This window comes from Amycolatopsis sp. Hca4 (assembly GCF_013364075.1).
Lineage (GTDB): Bacteria > Actinomycetota > Actinomycetes > Mycobacteriales > Pseudonocardiaceae > Amycolatopsis.
In genome coordinates this window covers 5603863-5622635 of record NZ_CP054925.1, presented here as the reverse complement: position 1 = coordinate 5622635, position 18773 = coordinate 5603863, and the positions used below count along the sequence as shown (strand labels likewise).

Sequence of the window (18773 nt, the reverse complement as noted above, 5' to 3'; positions counted from 1 at the left end):
AAACCTGTAACTCACCCGTTTGCCACCGCGATTAATCGAAGTAACAAATCGACTACTCACGGTGGCAGGGCGGTGGGAGAGGTGACGGTGATCCTCGCCGTGCACGGGGTGGGCAGGCCGGCGCGCCAGCTCGACCCCGGTGAAGACGAACGCTGGCTGAGCGTCGAGCAGTTCGAGCGGGTGCTCGACGTGGCCGCGGAGCGTGACGACGTCCGCCTCACCTTCGACGACGGCAACGAGTCCGACGTCGAGATCGTGCTGCCGCGGCTGGCCGAGCGCGGCGTGACGGCGGAGTTCTTCCCGCTCGCCGGCCGGCTCGGGCAGCGCGGCTACCTCGACCGCGACGGGCTGCGCGAGCTCGTCCGGGCCGGGATGGAGATCGGCTCGCACGGCTGGGAGCCGCGCGACTGGCGGCGGCTCGACGACCGGCACGCCGACCGCGAGCTGAAGGACGCGCCGAAGCTGCTCGGCGAGCTGTGCGGCCGGCCGGTCAGGCGGTATTCGCTGCCGTTCGGCGCCTACGACCGGCGCGTGCTCGCTCGGCTGCGGCAGGCCGGCGCCACCCGCGTCTACTCCAGCGACGGCGGGGCGGCCCGCCGCGACGGCTGGCTGCAGGCGCGCACCGAACTCCCGCACGACCTCGACGGCGACTGGCTCGACGGCGTGCTCGCCGGTTCGCGGCGCCGGGCCGCGCACTGGACGAACCGGCTGTTCCGCCGCACCGCCCGTTGAGTGCGGGGTCCCGGTTAGCGGGACATCCCGCTCACCGGTTCCGCGCGCCTCGGACCGGTGAGCAGCCTTTTCGTCAACTTCGGCCACCTGATGGGAAATTCCCGTACCCGAAGGTCTTGAACGCGCCCGCCTCCGCAGTGCATCCTGGTGCCCCGCCGCCGTAAGGAAAGTTTCCTAACTAAAGGGAGCACCACGAATGCGGAAACTGATCCTGCTCGCGACGCTCGCGCTGGCGGCGGCCGTGATGCCGTCCGCTCTCGCGTCCGCCTCGCCCGCCCCGGCCGCCCAGCCTGCCACCGCCGCGGCCGCCCCGACCGCGGCCGAGCTGCTCGCCAAGACCACCGGCTGCAAGCAGATCTCCAACGGCAAATACAAGACCGACGAAGACGTTTCGAGCAAAACGGTCGCCATCTGCGACGCCAACGGCGCGGTCTTCTGGAAAGCCGACATGGACATCGACTGCGACGGCCAGCGCACCTCGCAGTGCAACGAGAACACCGACTGCTGCTTCCAGGACGACACCGCGTTCCACCAGTCCGACGGCAAACCGCTCAACGCCGCGAAGCTGCCCTACATCGTCGTGCCGAGTTCCAGCAGCATCTGGAAGTACTCCTCCTCCGGCCTCAAGGGCGGCGGCTCGTGCGCGGTGATCTACAACGGCAAGGTCGAGTACACGGTCATCGGTGACACCGGGCCGTCGCAGATCATCGGCGAAGCCTCCTACGCCACGGCGAAGGACCTCGGCATCAACCCGGACCCGTCCAACGGCGGCACCGACTCCGGCGTGACGTACATCTGCTTCAAGAACTCGACCGTCTCGCCGATCGAGAACCACGCCAATGCGATCAGCAAGGGCCAAAGCCTCGCCACCACCTTCGTGAACAACAACTGACACCAATTCACGATCCGGCGGCGAACCGTGGCCGACACCCACGGTTCGCCGCCGGATCGAGACGCAGTTCTCACCCGAAACCCTTGCGTCTCACCGCAGTCTCACGCCGTCCCCCGTTCGCCGTCCCCGCGGTAACGATCCAGGGGTGCCCGCCGACCAACTTGAGGGTCGCGCGGAATAGCGGAGGTTTTGGCGTGAAGATCAGTGTCTTCGGGCTCGGTTACGTCGGCTGTGTCTCCGCCGCGTGCCTGGCGGGGCAGGGACACCGGGTGGTCGGCGTGGACGTCAACCCGGTGAAGATCGACCTGATCACCCAGGGCAACGCCCCGGTGGTCGAGGAGCGGATCGGCGAGCTGACCGCCGAGGTGGTCGCGAGCGGCGCGCTGAGAGCCACCACCGACGTCGCGGAAGCCGTCGCGGACAGCGAGATCTCGCTGGTCTGCGTCGGGACGCCGTCGGCACCGAACGGCAGCCTGTCCACGGTCTACCTCGAGCGCGTGGCCGAGGAGATCGGCGAGGCGCTCGGGAAGAAGAGCGAGCGGCACACCGTCGTCTTCCGCAGCACCATGCTGCCCGGCACCTGCCTCGACCTGCTGGTCCCGATCCTGGAGAAGGCCTCGGGCCGCACCGCCGGCGTCGACTTCGGGGTCGCGGTGAACCCCGAGTTCCTGCGCGAGGGCACCAGCGTCCGCGACTTCTTCGACCCGCCGAAGACGGTCATCGGCGAGATCGACACCGCGAGCGGGGACGCCGTCGCCGGGCTGTACGAGGGGCTGCCCGGCCCGGTGTTCCGCGTCCCGATCCCGGTCGCGGAAATGACGAAGTACGCCGACAACTCCTTCCACGGCCTGAAAATCGGCTTCGCGAACGAGCTCGGCGCCGTCTGCCGCGCGCTGGGCCTCGACTCGCACCAGGTGATCGACGTCTTCCTCGCCGACACCAAGCTCAACATCAGCCCCGCCTACCTGAAGCCCGGCTTCGCCTTCGGCGGCTCGTGCCTGCCGAAGGACCTGCGCGGGCTGGTCTACGCCGCCCACCGGGCGGACGTCAGCGTGCCGATCCTGTCGCACGTGCTCGCGTCGAACGACGAGCACCTGCAGCGCGCGTTCGACCTGGTCGCCCGCACCGGCAAGCGGAAGGTCGGGCTGTTCGGCCTGTCGTTCAAGCCCGGCACCGACGACCTGCGCGAGTCGCCGCTGGTCGAGCTGGCCGAGCGGCTGCTCGGCAAGGGCTACGACCTGAAGATCTACGACGCCAACGTCAGCCTCTCGCGGCTGATGGGCGCCAACCGCGAGTACATCGAGAGCCGGCTGCCGCACCTCGGCCAGCTGCTCGCCGGGTCCGTCGACGAGGTCGTGAACCACGCCGAGGTCCTGCTCGTGGGAACCAAGGACCCCGACGTGCTGGCGGCCCTGCCGCACGGCCGGGAGATCGTCGACCTCGTCCGCCTGCCCGACGCCGCCGAGCGTCGCCTTGAAGAGGGATACGCCGGCCTTGCCTGGTAAAGCGCTCATCCTCGTCGAAAATCTTTCCGTCCCCTTCGACCGGCGCGTGTGGCAGGAGTCCACGACCCTGCGCGACGCCGGGTGGGAAGTCCACGTGATCTGCCCGCAGGGCACGAAACGCGACACCGAGGCCGAAGCCGTCGTCGACGGCGTCCACATCCACCGCTACCCGCTCAAGGCGGCGACCGGCGGCCCGGCCGGCTACCTGCAGGAGTACGGCAGCGCGCTGTGGCACACGCTCCGGCTGGCCCGCGAGGTCGGGCCGGTCGACGTCGTGCACGCCTGCAACCCGCCGGACCTGCTGTACCTGGTCGCGAAGTACCTGAAGCGCTCCGGCGCGAAGTTCATCTTCGACCAGCACGACCTGTGCCCCGAGCTGTACCTGTCGCGGTTCGACCGCGGGCAGGACCTGCTCTACCGCGGCGTGTGCGCGCTCGAACGCGCCACCTACCGCGCCGCCGACGTCGTCATCTCGACGAACGAGAGCTACAAGCAGGTCGCCCGGATCCGCGGCGGCAAGAAGCCCGAGGACGTCTTCGTGGTGCGCAGCGCCCCGGTCGTCGAGCGGTTCCACGAGGTGCCTGCCGAACCCGAACTGAAGAAGGGCAAGCCGTACCTGCTCGCCTACCTCGGCGTGATGGGCCCGCAGGACGGCGTCGACTACGCCCTGCGCGCGCTGGCGAAGCTGCGTGACGAGGTCGGCCGCACCGACTGGCACGCGGTGTTCGTCGGCTCCGGAGACGCCTTCGACGACATGGTCGCCCTCTCGGCGAAGCTCGGGCTGGCCAACCAGGTCGAGTTCACCGGCCGGATCTCCGACGAGGACCTGGTCCGCTACCTGTCCACCGCCGACGTCTGCCTGTCGCCGGACCCGCTGAACCCGCTCAACGACGTCTCCACGATGAACAAGGTCATGGAGTACATGGCGATGAGCAAGCCGATCGTCTCGTTCGAGCTGCGGGAAGCGCGGGTGTCCGCGGGGGAAGCGGCCGTCTACGCCCCGGCGAACGACGAGTCGGCGTTCGCGAAGCTCGTCGCCCAGCTGCTCGACGACCCGGAAGAGCGGGTCAGGATGGGTAAACTCGGCCAGGCCAGGGTGGCGGGTCCGCTCTCCTGGGAGAACTCCGCGAAGTCCCTTCTTGCCGCGTATGAGCACGCTGTGAAGTCCTGATCGCCGTTCGGTCAAGAACTCACCGGACTTGTAACCAATGCTCCCGGTCCGACGACGGTTGGGGTAACCGGCCGATCAACTGAACCCGTTCGGCGTACCCGGCTCAGGAATGGAGACCCCACCGTTGACTGACGACACGGTGCGCCTGGCCCTGGTCGGGCAGGTCCTGCGACGGCGGTGGCGGCTGCTGGCCGCCCTCGCCGTCCTGGGCGCGCTGGTCGGCGCCGGAGCGTCGATCCTGTTCTCACCCGGCTACAAGACGACCTCGGGTGTGCTGCTCCAGGGCCCGCGCCAGGCCGACGAGCTGCTCACCCAGGCCGAGATCGCGACCTCGTCGGTCGTCCTCGACCGCACCGCCGCGATGCTGCCGTGGCACCCCAGCGGCGCCGACCTGAAGAAGCAGGTCAGCGCGGCCGTGGCGCAGAGCAACGTCGTGACGATCACCGTCGCCGCCGACACCGCCGAGCACGCGCAGCAGCTCGCCGACCAGGTCGCCCAGCAGTACGTCAAGTACTCGACGCAGCTGGCCACCAACTCCGCCGACGCCTCGGTGCAGCTGGCCCAGGAGCAGCGCGAGTCGCTGCGCGAGCAGGTCAAGCTCACCACGGACAAGATCAGCGACCTCGCCAAGAACGTCGGCGGCGGCCTGACCGTGGAAAGCGTGCAGGTCCGCACCCAGCTCGAAGGCCTGAGGACGTCGCTGGAGCAGGCGATCAACGACCTGAACCAGGCCGACCTGGCCAGCGGCATCGGCAACACCGTGGTGCTCGGGCCCGCCCAGCGCCCGACGTCGCCTGCCGCGCCGACGATGACGCACTTCGTCGTCGGTGGCGCGGTGCTGTTCTTCCTGGTCGGCGTGTTCGGCCACCTGTTCACCGCCCGCACCGACCGGCGGCTGCGCGGGGAACCGCAGATCGCCTCCGCGCTCGGCGCGCCGATCCTGGCCGGCGTCGACGTCACCACCCCGCAGGGCGACCGCCTCCCGGCCACGGGCTTCTTCGGCAAGGTGCGGCACCTGCTCGGCGGGGACCGGCCGTGGCTGCTGCCGCCGGTCGCGACCTCGGCCGACGAGGTCAACCGCGACATCCGCTACCGCCGGGTGCTGGCCCGGCTGGCCACCGGCCCCGCCGACGTCCTGCTGCTGGTGGCCGACGACGACCGGACCGGCCGCCTGGCCGCCGGCCAGCTCGCCGAGCTGGCCGACCGGCTGTCGCTGCCGCTGCGGATCTTCGAGTTCTCGCCCGACCGGCCGACGGTGCCGGACGCCACCGCGAGCTCCGGCGTCCTGGTCGTGCTCGGCGCCGGCACGCGCACCGCCTGGCAGCTCGTCCGGCTCGCCGAAGCGTGCGCCGACGCCGGCCAGGAGGTCGTCGGCGCCGTCCTCACCCACCCCGTCCGGCCGAACGAGCCGGAGAAACCCGGACCCGCGGCGGAAGCCCCCGAGAAAGCCCTGGCAGGTTCGGCGTGACGACAACCCCCGAAACCCCCGCGGCGCCGCTGGTCGATCTCCAGCGCCTGTTCGTCGCGATCCGCCGCCGCAAGCGGTTCTGGCTGGCCACCGCGCTGCTCGGGCTGATCGTCGGGGCGGTGCTCGCGGTCGTGCTGCCCGCTCCGCCGACCGCGGTCGCCAAGGTCATCGTGGTCCACCAGGACGACTCGCCGACCGACAGCGGCACGCTGATGCGCACCGACGTCGCCGTGCTGCAGACGACCCAGATCGCCGCGGCGGCGCTGAAGAAGCTGGGCAGCACCGACTCGCCCGACGACTTCATGAAGAACTACGCGGGGCTCGGGCTGACGAACAACGTCCTGCAGATCACCGTCAAGGCCAAGACCAACGAAGACGCCGTCGCGCGGGCGCAGGCGCTGGCCGAGACGTTCATCGCCGACCACGTCAAGCGCAGCCAGGCGGCCGCGGCCGCCCAGTCGCAGGCCATCCTCGACCAGCGCAAGAACGCCCAGGACGAACTGGGCAAGGTCGAGCAGCAGATCGTCGACGAGGAGGGCAAGGGCCGCCAGGCCAGCCAGCCCACCCTGGAAAGCCTGTACAGCCGCCGCGCCGCGCTCACCGCGCAGATCTCGGACTTCACCTCGCGGGCCCAGCAGGCCGGCATCGGCAGCCCGCAGGTCGCCGCGGGCACCCAGATCGTCGACGCCGCCCGCGTGCTGCCCAAGGCGTTCCTCAAGACCACCGCGACCAACGCCGGCATCGGGTTCGCGCTCGGCCTGGCCCTCGGGCTCGCGCTGGTCGCCATCGGCGCGGTTTCGCGCGACAAGCCGGTGCTGCGCCGGGAGATCTCGGCGCACCTCGGGGCGTCCGTCATCGCCCAGCTGCCGTCGAAGCTGCGCGGGCCCGCGCGGCTGTGGCGGCGCTCGCGCGCGGTCTCCGAACGCCGGCGCGTCGCCACGACGCTGGTCCGCCTGATCAAGCAGGACCCGCGCAGCGTGTCGCTGCTGGAGCTCGGCGCGCCGAAGGTCGCCGCCGCGCTCAGCCTGGACATCGTCGCGGAGCTGGCCACCGAGGGCGACGCGAGCGTCGTCGACGACCTGCCGGGCGAGGACGTCCGCAAACTGGTCACGGAGACCAAGAGCGACGTCTCCGTGGTCGGTGCCGTCGATCCCGCCGCAAAGCCGGAGGAACGCCGCGTCGGTGTCGGCACGGTGTCGCCGGGCACGGCGTGGACCGACCTGGAGCACCTCGGCAAGGAGACCGTGCTGGTCGTGAAGGCCGGGCACGCGAACACGCTGTGGCTGCACACCGTTGCGCGGCAGCTGGCCGACCAGGAGATCCCGGTCCTCGGCATCGTGCTGGTCGACCCGGACCCGCGCGACAAGTCCGACGGCACGCTCTGGGACGGCCTGCACACGGCCCTGCGCGGCCGCGGCCGCAAGGCGGCGGCGCCCGCCCCGGCCGAGCGCGAAGACCGCATGGACGAGCTGGTCGCCCGCGTCGCCGAGCGCGTCGCCCGCACCGAAGCGCCGACCCGGCGGTTCTCGCCGGTCCGGCCGGTGCTCCCGCCCGCGCTCACCACGCCGAGGCCGCCGGCCTCGCCGCTGCCGCCACCGGGCAGCGTCAGCGTTCCCGACCACCTGAACGCGCCGACGAAGAAATTCGCCCCGGTCAAGCCCCCGAAGCGGCCGACGCCGTTCAAGCGCGATCACGGCGAACCGAGCCACAAGGGCGATCTCGACGCCGACCTCGAACCCGAAAAGAGCGCGGAGGTCTCCTGACCCGCGCCGCGACCGAAGGGGAACGCACTCCATGTGCGGCATCGCAGGCACCTACCTCTGGCCGGACGGCGGGCCGCTCACCGACCGGCTGACCAAGACGCTGGCCCACCGCGGCCCGGACGGCTCCGGCCGCTACGACCACGCCGCCGGCCCCGGCTCCGTGCACCTGGGCCACCGGCGGCTGTCGATCATCGACCTGTCCGAGACCGGCGCCCAGCCGATGGTGCTCGACGGGCTCGCGCTGAGCTACAACGGCGAGCTGTACAACGCGCCCGAGCTGCGGGCCGAGCTGTCCGCGGCCGGGGTGCGCTTCCGCGGCACGTCCGACACCGAAGTGCTGCTGCAGGCGTGGCGGCGCTGGGGCACGGACTGCCTGCCCAAGCTGCGCGGCATGTTCGCCTTCGCGCTGTTCGAGGAGGGCACCGGCGAGCTGTTCCTGGTCCGCGACCAGCTGGGCATCAAGCCGCTGTTCTTCGTCCAGCGGAACGGCGGGGTCGCCTTCGCCTCCGAGCTCAAGGCGCTCGCCGGTGAACTCGGCGGGTCGCTGCAGGTCGACAACGCGGCCCTGATCGCGTCGCTGCTCTACTACTGGGTGCCGGACAGCCGGTGCGCCTACCAGGGCGCGGAGAAGCTGCAGCCGGGCACCTGGCTGCGGTGCCGGCCGGACGGCCAGGTCGACCGCGGCCGGTTCTGGTCGCTGCGGGAGGTCGCCGAGGAGGGCGCGGCCTTCGACGGCGAGGTCGACCTGCACGCCGTGATCGCCGAGTCGACGGCCAAGCACCTGCTCTCGGACGTCCCGGTGGCGACGTTCCTTTCGGGCGGCCTGGACTCCAGCTACCTGACGGCGCTCGCCGCGCGGTCGCAGCCGGGGATCTCCGCCTACACCATCGGGTTCCGGGCCGAGGACGCCAAGTTCGAGGCGATGCCGGACGACCTTCGCTATGCGCGGATCGTGGCGGAGAAGTTCGGCGTCGACCTGCACGAGATCGAGATCGCGCCGCAGGTGCTCGACCTGCTGCCGAAGATGACCTACCACCTCGACGAGCCGATCGGTGACCCGGCGGCGATCAACTCGTTCCTGATCTGCTCGGCCGCGCGCGAGGCCGGCGTCAAGGTGATGCTGTCCGGGATGGGCGCGGACGAGCTGTTCGCCGGGTACCGCAAGCACCTCGCGAACCTGATCGCGTTGCGCTACCACAAGGTGCCGGGCGCCGTCCGCCGTCCCGTGGAGTCCATTGTGGACCGGCTGCCGGTGGCGTCGGCCACGCGCGGGTACCGGTCGGTCCGGTTCGCCAAGCGGTTCCTGTCCTTCGCGGGCCTGCCCGAGGAGACCGCGTTCCGGCGCAGCTACACGATGTACGACCGCGCGGAGCTGCTCGGCCTGGTCAACCCGGACCTGGCCGCTGACGTCGATTCGGTCTTGACCGAGCACGCGGACACCTACCACGACCAGGCACTGGACGACTTCGTCAACCGGATGTGCCTGGCGGACTCGCGGATGTTCCTGCCTGGGCTGAACCTGACCTACACCGACCGCTCGACGATGGCCGCGTCGACCGAGGTGCGGACGCCGTTCGTCGACGTCGAGGTCGTGCGGGCGGCGTTCAAGATCCCGGGGAACAAGAAGATCGTCGGCCGCGCGGGCAAGGTCGCGCTGAAGAACGCGGCGCTGAACATCCTGCCCAGCGAGATCGTGCACCGGCCGAAGGGCCTGTTCAGCGCGCCGCTGCGGGCCTGGATGAGCCGCGACCTGGCGCCGCTGGTGCGCGAGGTCGTCAACGAGGGTGTCCTCGTTTCGTCCGGCTTCCTGCAGCGGGACGCGTTGCAGCGGATGGTCGCCGAGGACGCCGCCGGCCAGGAAGACCGCGGCAAGCACCTCTGGCACGTCTTGACTCTTGAGTATTGGTACCGGAACGCGATGTCTGGAGCGGGAGCGAAGTGAAGCAGGTAGTCCAGAACTACAAGAGCGGGGAACTGGCGCTCCTCGACGTGCCCGAACCGGCCTGCAAGCCGGGTGGCGTGCTGGTGCGGACGGTGTACTCCCTGATTTCGACCGGCACCGAGATGATGAAGGTGTCCGAGGCCAGCATGTCGCTGGTGGGCAAGGCGAAGGCCCGGCCCGACCAGGTCGCGAAGGTCATGCAGAGCGTCGCCACCAACGGCCTTTCGGCGACCTACCGCAAGGTGACGTCCAAACTGGACTCCTACACCCCGCTCGGGTACTCGCTGTGCGGCGTCGTCGAGCAGGTCGGCGACGGCATCACCGACGTTGCGGTGGGGGACCTCGTGGCCTGCGCGGGCAACGAGCACGCGCTGCACGCCGAGCTGAACTGGGTGCCGAAGAACCTGTATTCGCCGGTGCCGGCCGGCGTCGACCCGCGGCACGCGGCGTTCGGCACGGTCGGGTCGATCGCCATGCAGGGCGTCCGCCGCGGCGAGCCGCAGATCGGCGACGTCGCGCTGGTGATCGGCCTCGGCCTGATCGGCCAGCTGGTGGTGCAGCTGCTGACGTCGTCCGGCGTCCGCGTGGTCGGCGTCGACCCCGACCCGGAGCGCTGCAAGCTCGCCGAGAGCCTCGGCGCGCTGACCTGCGCGCACCCGGCGTCCGGCATCGTGGACACGGCCGTGGACGAGCTGACGCACGGCGCGGGCGTCGACCAGACGTACCTGGCGGCCGGCGGCAACACGAACGACCCGGTGGAGCTGGCGGCGAAGCTGTCACGCGACCGCGGCCGCGTGATCGACATCGGCAAGTGCAAGCTCGACCTGCCGTGGAACGCTTACTACGAGAAGGAACTGGACGTCCGGTTCTCGCGCTCCTACGGGCCGGGCCGCTACGACCCGTCGTACGAGCTGGAGGGGCGGGACTACCCGATCGGCCAGGTGCGCTGGACCGAGCGCCGCAACCTCGAGTGCGTGCTGGACCTGATCGCGCGCGACCGGCTGGACGTCGAGCCGCTGATCACGCACGTCTCGGACTTCTCTTCTGCTGTCGACACCTACAAGTCCCTGAACGAGGGCGCGCTGAAGGCGGTGGCGGTGTTGTTCCGCTACCCGGACGCGGTCGCCCGGACGGAACCGGTGGTCACGTCCGCGCGCGTCGGGCTGACGTCGTCGTCCGCGGCTGCGCTCCCGGCGGGCCAGCCCGTGCGCCTCGGCTTCATCGGGGCGGGCAACTACGCGTCGTCGATGCTGCTGCCGCACCTGGTGGAGCGCGCGGACGTGGAGCTCAAGCACGTGGCGACGACATCGGCGCTGTCCGGCGCCAACGCCCGGCGCAAGTTCGGCTTCGCGGCGGCGTCGACGGACATCGACAATGTCCTGGGCGACTCGTCGATCGACGCGGTGTTCGTCGTGACGAGGCACAGCTCGCACGCCGAGCTGACCCGGCAGGCGTTGCTGGCGGGCAAGACGGTGTTCGTCGAGAAGCCGCTGGCGCTGTCGGAAGCGGAGCTGCAGAAGGTCTTGGACGCGATCGAGGAGTCCGGCAACGACCGCTTGCAGGTCGGCTTCAACCGCCGGTTCGCCCCGCTGCTGCACGAGGCCCGTGAGCAGTTCGGCCCGCGGGTCGGCCCGGCGAGCGTGCGCTACCTGGTCAACGCGGGCCGCCTGGACCACGGCAGCTGGTACAACCAGACGGACTCGGAGGGCTCGCGCTTCGCGGGCGAAGGCGGGCACTTCATCGACACGGTGAGCTGGCTCCTCGACGCCGACCCGGTCTCGGTGTACGCGACGGGGGACCTCCAGGTGACCCTCGGCTACCAGGACGGCTCGACGGCGGTGATCACGTACGCGGAGACGGGCTCGTCGGGCTTCCCGAAGGAGACGCTGGACGTCGTCGCGGACGGAAAGGTCCTCAAGTTCGACGACTTCTTCCGCGCATCGGTGTACGCCCGCAAGAAGTGGGCCAGCTCCCGAATCCCGAAGGGCCGCGACAAGGGCCAGGCGGCGGAGGTCAACGCGTTCCTGGAGGCGGTCCGGACGGGAGCCCCGATGCCGATCCCGGTGGAATCCCTGGCGGCGACAACGCTGGCGACACTGGCCGCCCAGACGAGCGCGGCGAACTCGGCCCCGGTGCGGATCGAGCTGCCGCGGAAGGCCGGTGCCCCGGCATGACGGGAGTGGTACAGCACCGGTCGGCTTGGGTGAAGCCGGCCGGGTCGGCCCGGCTGAACTCGGCGATGCGGGGTGCTGCGTCGGTCGGGCGGGCGTCGGATGGTTCGGCTGGGCGGCGCTCGGCGATGCGGGGTGTTGCGTCGGTCGGGCGGGCGTCGGATGGTTCGGCTGGGCGGCGCTCGGCGATGCGGGGTGCTGCGTCGGTCGGGCGGGCGTCGGCCGTCTCGGGGCGGCCGGTGCTGCTGGTGGAGGCAGGTGCGCGGCCATGATGGGTCCCGGCTGGTACCTGCGGCGGCTGTCCCGGATGGGGCCGGCGGAGGTCGTGGGGCGCGCGCGGCATGCCGTTGTCCAGCGGCAGTGGCGGTCCGCGCTGCCGACGCCGCCGGACTGGCCCGCGCACCCGCGCTTCACCGCGGCGCTGCCGGCCGGGGTGCTGGGCAAGGTGTCCGGCGAGGCCGTTTCGCAGCTGCTGACCACCGCCGACGAGCTGATGGCCGGCCGGGCGGAGTTCTTCGGCGTCGAGCGCACGGATTTCGCGGCGCCCGACTGGTTCCTCGACCCGAAGACCGGCCGCCGCGCGCCGTCGGACGTGTACGCCTTCGACGTGCCCTACCGGTCGGAAGACACGGTCGGTGACATCAAGCAGATCTGGGAGCCGTCGCGCCACCAGCACCTCACCGTGCTGGCCGCTGCTTATGCGGTGACCGGCTCTCCGGCGTACGCCGAGCGCGTCGCCGAGCACCTGCGGTCCTGGTGGGCGGCGAATCCGCCGTTGCGGGGACCGCACTGGGTGAGCGGCATCGAGCTGGGCATCCGGTTGCTGTCGTGGGTCTGGACGCGCCGGCTGCTCGACGGCTGGCCCGGCGCGGCGGAGCTGTTCGAGCAGAACCCGGACTTCCAGCTGCAGCTGTGGCACCACCAGAACTGGCTCGCGACGCTGCGCAGCCACGGTTCGTCGGCGAACAACCACGTCATCGCCGAGGACGCCGGGCTGCTGGCCGCGGCGTGCGCGTTCGGCTGGTTCCCGGAGTCGGCGGGCTGGCGAGCCGCGGCGATGCGCTCGCTGGACGTGCAGCTGGCGCGCAACACGTTCCCGAGCGGGCTCAACGCGGAACTGGCGTCCGAGTACCACGGCCTGGTGCTGGAGCTGGGCCTGGCGGCGGCGGTCGAGGCCGACGCCGCGGGCACACCGGCGCCCGATTCGACGTGGGACGTCCTGCTCCGGATGACCGACGCGCTGGCGTCCATTGTGGACGACAAGCTGCGCCCGCCCCGCCAGGGCGACGCCGACGACGGCTTCGGCCTGATCGTCGACGGCACGGCCACCGACCGGTGGGCCTCGCTGCTGGCGTCGGGCGAGGCGCTGTTCGGCCGCCTCGAGTGGTGGCCACCGGTTCCCGGCGACGACGTCCGGACCCCGCTGCTGGCGGCGTTGGTGTCGCGCACCCCGCGGGCGACGGGCGCCCGCGCGGGCCGCCGTCCGGCGCACTTGCGCGACGCGGGCATGACGATCCTCCGCTTGGGCCCGGTGTGGGTCCGCTGCGACGGAGGCCCCCACGGCTTCCTGTCGATCGCGGCGCACGCCCACGCGGACGCGCTGTCCCTGGAGGTCCGCCACGACGGCGTGGACGTGCTCGCCGACCCGGGAACGTTCTGCTACCACGGCGAGCCGCAGTGGCGGTCGTACTTCCGCTCGACGCTGGGCCACAACACGCTCGAGCTGGCCGGCCGCGACCAGTCGACCTCGGGCGGCCCGTTCCTGTGGACCCGCCACGCGGAGACGAGGGTCCTGGAGGTCCACACGCCGGACGAGGGCCCATGCAGGTGGTCGGCCGCCCACGACGGCTACGCCCCGGCCCTCCACCGCCGCACGGTCGAGCTGGACGGCGAGGTGCTGAGGATCGTCGACGAGGTCCTGGGCGAGGAAATCCCGGGCGAGGCGCGCTTGGCATTCCACTTCGGCCCGACGGTGACGGTGATGCTGGACGGCACCACAGCCCGCCTCCGCTGGACGGCCGGCCCCGAAACCGCACCCGGCGCAGCGGTGGAAGAGGACCGGTTCGGCTCGACGGCCGGAGACAGCCGGCTCGATTCCCCGGCTGCCGGTGGCCGGTCCGGCTCCGCCGAGGGGGCCGCCCGTCTTGGTTCCGTGGCCGGTGATCGCCGGTCTGGTGCCGTCGTCGGTGATCCGGTTGCCGGGCGGGTCTCCGGCTCGCTTGCGGGTGTCGTGCGGACCGCCGTGATGGAATTGCCTCCGGGGCTCAGCTGGACCGTGCACCGGGGAGAGACCGAACCGCCGCTGGGGTGGTACTCCGCGGGGTTCGGGCGCAAGGAACCCGCCACTACGCTCGTCGGCTCCGGGGCGCCCGGACACCTCACCACCCTGCTCCGCTTCAGTTAGGACCCGACTGTGACAGCCCGCCGCTTCCGTTTCCGCCGTGCAGCTCCGCCGCTGCTCGGTGTCCTCCTCGCGGTCGCGGCGTGCTCGGGCGGGCCGGACACCGATGGCGCCGGCCAGGCCACCGCGGCTCCCAGCGGGTCGGTCGCCGCCGTGTGTGACAAGCAGCCTGCCGGTCCGTCGGCCGCGCCGGCCGGGGCTGTCGTCGTCGATCCCGCCGTTCCGGGGGACCTGGCGGCGAAGACGCGCTCGGCCGGCTCCGGCACGACGTTCTGGCTCAAGCCCGGCAAGCACGTCCTCGGCGACGACCGGTACGACCAGGTGTCCCCCAAGGACGGCGATGTCTACATCGGCGCCCCCGGCGCCGTCCTCGACGGCCGCAAGATCAACCAGTACGCCTTCACCGGGCACGCGGCCAACGTCAAGATCACCTACCTGACGGTGCAGGGCTTCGCCGCCCCGCACGACGAAGGCGTGGTCAACCACGACTCCGGCGACGGCTGGCTGATCGAGCACTCGACCATCCAGGACAACGACGGAGCCGGCCTGATGGCGGGCGCGCGCCAACAGGTGCGCGGCAACTGCCTGCGCCGCAACGGCCAGTACGGCATGAACGCCTACTCCGGCGGCACCCCGATCACCACGCTCGTCGTCGAGGGCAACGAGATCGCCGGCAACAACACCGGCAACTGGGAAGCCAAGATCGAGGGCTGCGGCTGCAGCGGCGGCATCAAGTTCTGGGACGTCAACGGCGCCGACATCCGCGGCAACTGGGTGCACGACAACCACGGCACCGGGCTCTGGGCCGACACGAACAACAACGACTTCCTCATCGAGGGCAACCTCATCGAGAACAACGACAGCGCCGCGCTCATCTACGAGATCAGCTACAACGCGATCATCCGCGACAACACGATCCGCAAGAACAACTGGGTCGACGGCCGCCGCTACGCCGACAAGAGCGACAACTTCCCGACGTCGGCGGTCTACATCTCCGAGTCCGGCGGCGAGCCGCGGATCAAGGCGCGCACCGCGAAGATCGAGATCTCGCGCAACTACCTGGAGAACAACTGGTCCGGGATCACGTTGTGGGAGAACGCCGACCGGTTCTGCAACAGCCCGGCCAACACCTCCTCCGGCGACTGCACCCGGCTGGTGCCCGTCGTCAAGCAGTGCGCGGCCCCGGCGATCACCAGCGGCCCGCTGCTGGCCGACTGCCGCTGGAAGACCCAGCACGTCGACATCCACGACAACAAGTTCGTCCTCGACCCGGCGGTCGTGGGCTGCCAGGCCTCCTGCGGCCGGATGGGCCTGCTGTCGAACTTCGGCACCTACCCGGAGTGGTCGCCCTACCGCGGCGACGACGTCCAGGACGCGATCACGTTCAAACAGGACAACCGCTGGCACGACAACAGCTACGCCGGCCCGTGGACGTTCATCGCCTTCTCGGCCGACCGCATTCTCGAGATCGGCGAGTGGGAAGGCGCGCCCTACTCCCAGGACAGCGGGAGCACCTTCACCGCGCAGGGCGGAGGCTGACATGACCGCGAGCACCGGAGCGGCCGGCCTCCGCGGCGACGCCACGCCCGAACCCGCCTCGTCGACGCCGAAGTGGGCCGGCCTGGCGTGGGCGCTGCTGATCCTCAACACGCTCGGTTCGACCGGCGCGAAGACGGTCATCCCGCTGCCGCGCTCGGTCAGCCAGCTGGTCACCATGGGCTCGCTGATGACGGCGTTCGTGATCGCGCTGGCCCTCAACAAGCACCTGCGGGTCCGCCCGAGCGCGTACCTGATGCTGCTGACGGCCCTGCTAGGCGCCAGCATCCTGTCCAGTGCCGACCTGCAGGAGGGCTTCGGCGCGCTGTTCCGGTGCTTCCGGCTCACCGTGTTCGTCTCCACGCTCTGGTTGCTGACCCGCTGGTGGGACGGCGGGTTCAGCTTCGTCCGCTACCACATCCGCACGTACACGATCGTGCTCGCGTCGGTGGCGATCGGCCTGGTGATCTCGCCCGGCAACGCGATGCCGGACATCTACGGCGGACGCCTCTCGGGTGCGATCTGGCCGCTCACCCCGCCGCAGATCGGCCAGTACGCGGCGGTCGTCGCCGGGCTCACGCTCCTCCTCTGGTTCGGGCGCCGCACGACTTGGCGCAGCGCGGTGCTGATCGTGCTGCCGGTGCTGGCGCTGCTGCTGCTCACGCACACCCGCACGGCGACGCTCGGCCTGGTCGCCGGCCTCGCGGTGGCCTTCCTGTCGATGGTGCTGACCAGCGCCCGGGCGAGGAAGGTGTTCGCCTGGACGGTCGGCGTCGGCGGCGTGGCCGGCGTGGTGCTGGCGGGTGCGCTGCAGACGTGGTTCCTCCGCGGGCAGAGCGCCGACAACTTCTCCAGCCTGACCGGCCGCGCGAAGGTGTGGGACGCGCTGCTGGAGGCCCCGCGGACGACGTTGGAGTACATCTTCGGGGTCGGGCTGACGGACAAGTCCTACGACGGTCTCCCGATCGACAACAGCTGGCTCGCGATCTACCACGAGCAGGGCTTCGTCGGGATCGCGCTGGTCGCGGGTTTCCTCCTTACCTTGGTCGTGGTGGCCGTGCTGCGGCCGCCTTCTCTGGCTCGCGCGTGCGCGATCTTCCTGATCACCTACTGCATTTCGGCCTCCTACACCGAAGCGGGTCTCGGCGACGCGTCGCCGTACCTGCTGCACCTGGCGGTCGCCGCGTCACTGCTGGTCCGCGGGGTGCCGCAGTCCGACGAACAAGCATTCATCCCGGCGAAGGGGGCAGACGTGCGAGGTGCAGGCGCGTGAAGGTGCTCGTGGTCCACAACCGGTACCGCTCCGAGCAGCCGAGCGGTGAGAACAACGTGGTCGACGCCGAGGTGACGTTGCTCGCCGACGGCGGCCACCAGGTGTCGTTGTTCGAACGCCGCAGCGACGACATCGCGGCGATGCCGTTGCCCCGCAAGGCGGCGGTGCCGCTGATGGTGCCGTGGAACCCGGCGGTGCGGAAGGAACTCGCCGCCCGGTTGCGGGCGTCCCGCCCGGACGTCGTGCACATCCACAACACGTTCCCGCTGCTGTCGCCCTCGGTGGTCGCCGCGTGCGCGGACGCGGGGGTGCCCGCGGTCGCGACGCTGCACAACTACACGATGGTCTGCCCACCGGGCACGCTCCACCGCGACGGCCACATCTGCACCGAGTGCGTCGGCGGCTCACCGCTGCCGGCGGTGAAGCACGGCTGCTACCGCGGTTCGAGCGCGGCCACCCTCCCGATGGCGGCGAGCATGGTCGCGAACCGGCGCCGGTGGTGGACGGGCGTGTCCCGGTTCTTCTGCATTTCGGCGGCCCAACGTGACCTCCTCGTGTCGGCCGGGATGCCCGGCGAGCGAATGGTGGTGAAGCACAACTTCGTCACCGACCCCGGCGTCCGCCGCACCGGTGCCGGCAAGCACGTGCTGTTCCTCGGCCGCGTCACCGAGGAGAAGGGTGTCGGCCTGCTGATGCGGGCCTGGGAGCACCTCGGCGGCGCACTGGGGGTGCCGCTGGTCATCGCGGGCACCGGCCCGATGCAGGACGAGGTCGCCACCTGGGCGGCCGGCCGTCCCGACGTCTCGTACGTCGGCCTCCAGAACAAGGCGGAGTGCCGCGCGCTGACCGCCGACGCGGTGGCGGTGGTCGCGCCGTCGACGTGGCTGGAAGCTTTCGGCCTGGTGGTGGTCGAGGCCATGGCCGCCGGCGTACCGACGGTGGCGGCCGCGCACGGCGCCTTCCCCGAGCTGGTCGAAGACGGCGTGACCGGCCTCCTGCATGTCCCGAACGACGCTGCCTCCCTCGCGGACCGCTTGCGCGAGGTCGTCGGCGACCGCAACGGCGACATGGGCGACGCGGCCCGTGTCCGGTACGAGAAGGACTTCACGCCCGCTGTCGGCCTGGACCGGCTGATCGCCGGGTACGAGGCGGCGATCGAGGCGTGAGGCAGCTGGTCCGGACGGCGCCCCCGGCCCTGCCGGCCGGGTTGCGCGCCCCGCTGGCGATGACGGCTGCCCTCGCGACGGCGGTGCTCGTCGCGCTCGGCATCCTGCACTTCCGCGATTCGAGCCTGACCGGCATCGACGCGGCCCTCCTTCCTGCGGTCTACCCGGTCCAGGCGCCGTGGCGGTACGTGGCCCTGGTCGTCGACTTCGGCGGCGAACCGGTGGGGTCGGTGATCCTGATCGCGCTCCTTTCCGGGGTGTGCTGGCTGCTCCACCGGGTCCGGGCGGCGGTGCTGACCGTGGTCGGTGTCGTGGTGACGGTGGCGGTGACGACCGTGCTGAAGCCGGTGGTCGGCCGCATGATCCACGGCGAGTTCCTGTCGTACCCGAGCGGCCACACGGCCTTGGCGACGGCGCTCGCGCTGGTCATCGCCCTGGTGCTGGCCGAACGGTTGGGGCTGGGACGCGCGGCCGGGGTGGTGCTCGCGTTGGGGTTGGCGTTGGTGGCCGGCCTGGTGATGGGGTGGGCTGAGGTCGCCTTGGGCGCGCACTACCCGACGGATGCGCTCGGCGGGTTCTGTGCCGCGCTGGCGGCGGTGCCGGCGACTGCATGGGCGTTGGATCGGGTGGCTGATCGGCTCTGAAGCGGAGCTCCGGCTGCGTGGGCCCGGCCGGTCGTGTTCGGTGGCTCCTGTGCGCGTAGGTGACCGCTTAGCTCCCACTGGGTAGCTGGGCGGGGCCTCTGGGATGGCC

13 protein-coding genes are annotated in these 18773 nt (G+C 71.1%); all 13 read left to right on the top strand.

The window, feature by feature from the left end; genetic code table 11:
- Positions 1–72 precede the first annotated feature (72 nt).
- The 13 genes from HUT10_RS24635 to HUT10_RS24575 all read left to right on the top strand — a co-directional run bounded on the left by HUT10_RS24635 (position 73) and on the right by HUT10_RS24575 (position 18664).
- Complete coding sequence (locus HUT10_RS24635) at positions 73–732, top strand: polysaccharide deacetylase family protein (RefSeq protein ID WP_176173370.1); 660 nt, start codon at positions 73–75, stop codon at positions 730–732.
- 196 nt (positions 733–928) lie between these two features.
- The gene (locus HUT10_RS24630; protein WP_176173369.1) at positions 929–1624 is read left to right on the top strand and encodes a glycoside hydrolase family 75 protein; all 696 of its coding nucleotides are present in this window, start codon (positions 929–931) and stop codon (positions 1622–1624) included.
- A gap of 194 nt (positions 1625–1818) precedes the next feature.
- Entirely contained in the window at positions 1819–3129 is a 1311-nt protein-coding gene (locus HUT10_RS24625; protein WP_176173368.1) for a nucleotide sugar dehydrogenase, read from the top strand.
- Complete coding sequence (locus HUT10_RS24620) at positions 3119–4300, top strand: glycosyltransferase family 4 protein (protein ID WP_176173367.1); 1182 nt, start codon at positions 3119–3121, stop codon at positions 4298–4300. The genes HUT10_RS24625 and HUT10_RS24620 overlap by 11 nt, the downstream gene beginning before the upstream one ends.
- A gap of 109 nt (positions 4301–4409) precedes the next feature.
- The gene (locus HUT10_RS24615; protein ID WP_176173366.1) at positions 4410–5768 is read left to right on the top strand and encodes an exopolysaccharide biosynthesis protein; all 1359 of its coding nucleotides are present in this window, start codon (positions 4410–4412) and stop codon (positions 5766–5768) included.
- A complete protein-coding gene (locus tag HUT10_RS24610; RefSeq protein WP_176173365.1) occupies positions 5765–7531 on the top strand; it encodes a Wzz/FepE/Etk N-terminal domain-containing protein in 1767 nt (588 codons plus the stop codon). The genes HUT10_RS24615 and HUT10_RS24610 overlap by 4 nt, the downstream gene beginning before the upstream one ends.
- 31 nt (positions 7532–7562) lie before the next feature.
- A complete protein-coding gene (asnB, locus tag HUT10_RS24605; RefSeq protein ID WP_176173364.1) occupies positions 7563–9473 on the top strand; it encodes an asparagine synthase (glutamine-hydrolyzing) in 1911 nt (636 codons plus the stop codon).
- Positions 9470–11647 carry a bi-domain-containing oxidoreductase gene (locus HUT10_RS24600; RefSeq protein ID WP_176173363.1) on the top strand — a complete coding sequence of 726 codons (2178 nt, stop codon included), beginning with the start codon at positions 9470–9472 and terminating at the stop codon, positions 11645–11647. The genes asnB and HUT10_RS24600 overlap by 4 nt, the downstream gene beginning before the upstream one ends.
- 265 nt (positions 11648–11912) lie before the next feature.
- The gene (locus tag HUT10_RS24595; RefSeq protein ID WP_217709642.1) at positions 11913–14048 is read left to right on the top strand and encodes an alginate lyase family protein; all 2136 of its coding nucleotides are present in this window, start codon (positions 11913–11915) and stop codon (positions 14046–14048) included.
- 9 nt (positions 14049–14057) lie between these two features.
- Positions 14058–15584, top strand: coding sequence for a right-handed parallel beta-helix repeat-containing protein (locus HUT10_RS24590; RefSeq protein ID WP_176173362.1), 1527 nt, complete (start codon positions 14058–14060; stop codon positions 15582–15584).
- Position 15585: 1 nt separating this feature from the next.
- Positions 15586–16854 (top strand): O-antigen ligase domain-containing protein, encoded by a 1269-nt coding sequence (locus tag HUT10_RS24585; RefSeq protein WP_254897013.1) that lies wholly within the window; start codon positions 15586–15588, stop codon positions 16852–16854.
- Positions 16851–18020, top strand: a complete 1170-nt coding sequence (locus tag HUT10_RS24580; protein ID WP_176173361.1) for a glycosyltransferase — start codon at positions 16851–16853, stop codon at positions 18018–18020. Before HUT10_RS24585 ends, HUT10_RS24580 begins: the two co-directional genes overlap by 4 nt.
- Positions 18017–18664 (top strand): phosphatase PAP2 family protein, encoded by a 648-nt coding sequence (locus HUT10_RS24575; protein ID WP_176173360.1) that lies wholly within the window; start codon positions 18017–18019, stop codon positions 18662–18664. The genes HUT10_RS24580 and HUT10_RS24575 overlap by 4 nt, the downstream gene beginning before the upstream one ends.
- The last annotated feature ends 109 nt before the right edge of the window (positions 18665–18773 follow it).

Coding starts and splice junctions, on each gene's coding strand:
- HUT10_RS24630 (WP_176173369.1), top strand. CDS start 929: ATGCGGAAACTGATCCTGCTCGCGACGCTCGCGCTGGCGGCGGCCGTG.
- HUT10_RS24585 (WP_254897013.1), top strand. CDS start 15,586: ATGACCGCGAGCACCGGAGCGGCCGGCCTCCGCGGCGACGCCACGCCC.
- HUT10_RS24615 (WP_176173366.1), top strand. CDS start 4,410: ATGGAGACCCCACCGTTGACTGACGACACGGTGCGCCTGGCCCTGGTC.
- asnB (WP_176173364.1), top strand. CDS start 7,563: ATGTGCGGCATCGCAGGCACCTACCTCTGGCCGGACGGCGGGCCGCTC.
- HUT10_RS24595 (WP_217709642.1), top strand. CDS start 11,913: ATGATGGGTCCCGGCTGGTACCTGCGGCGGCTGTCCCGGATGGGGCCG.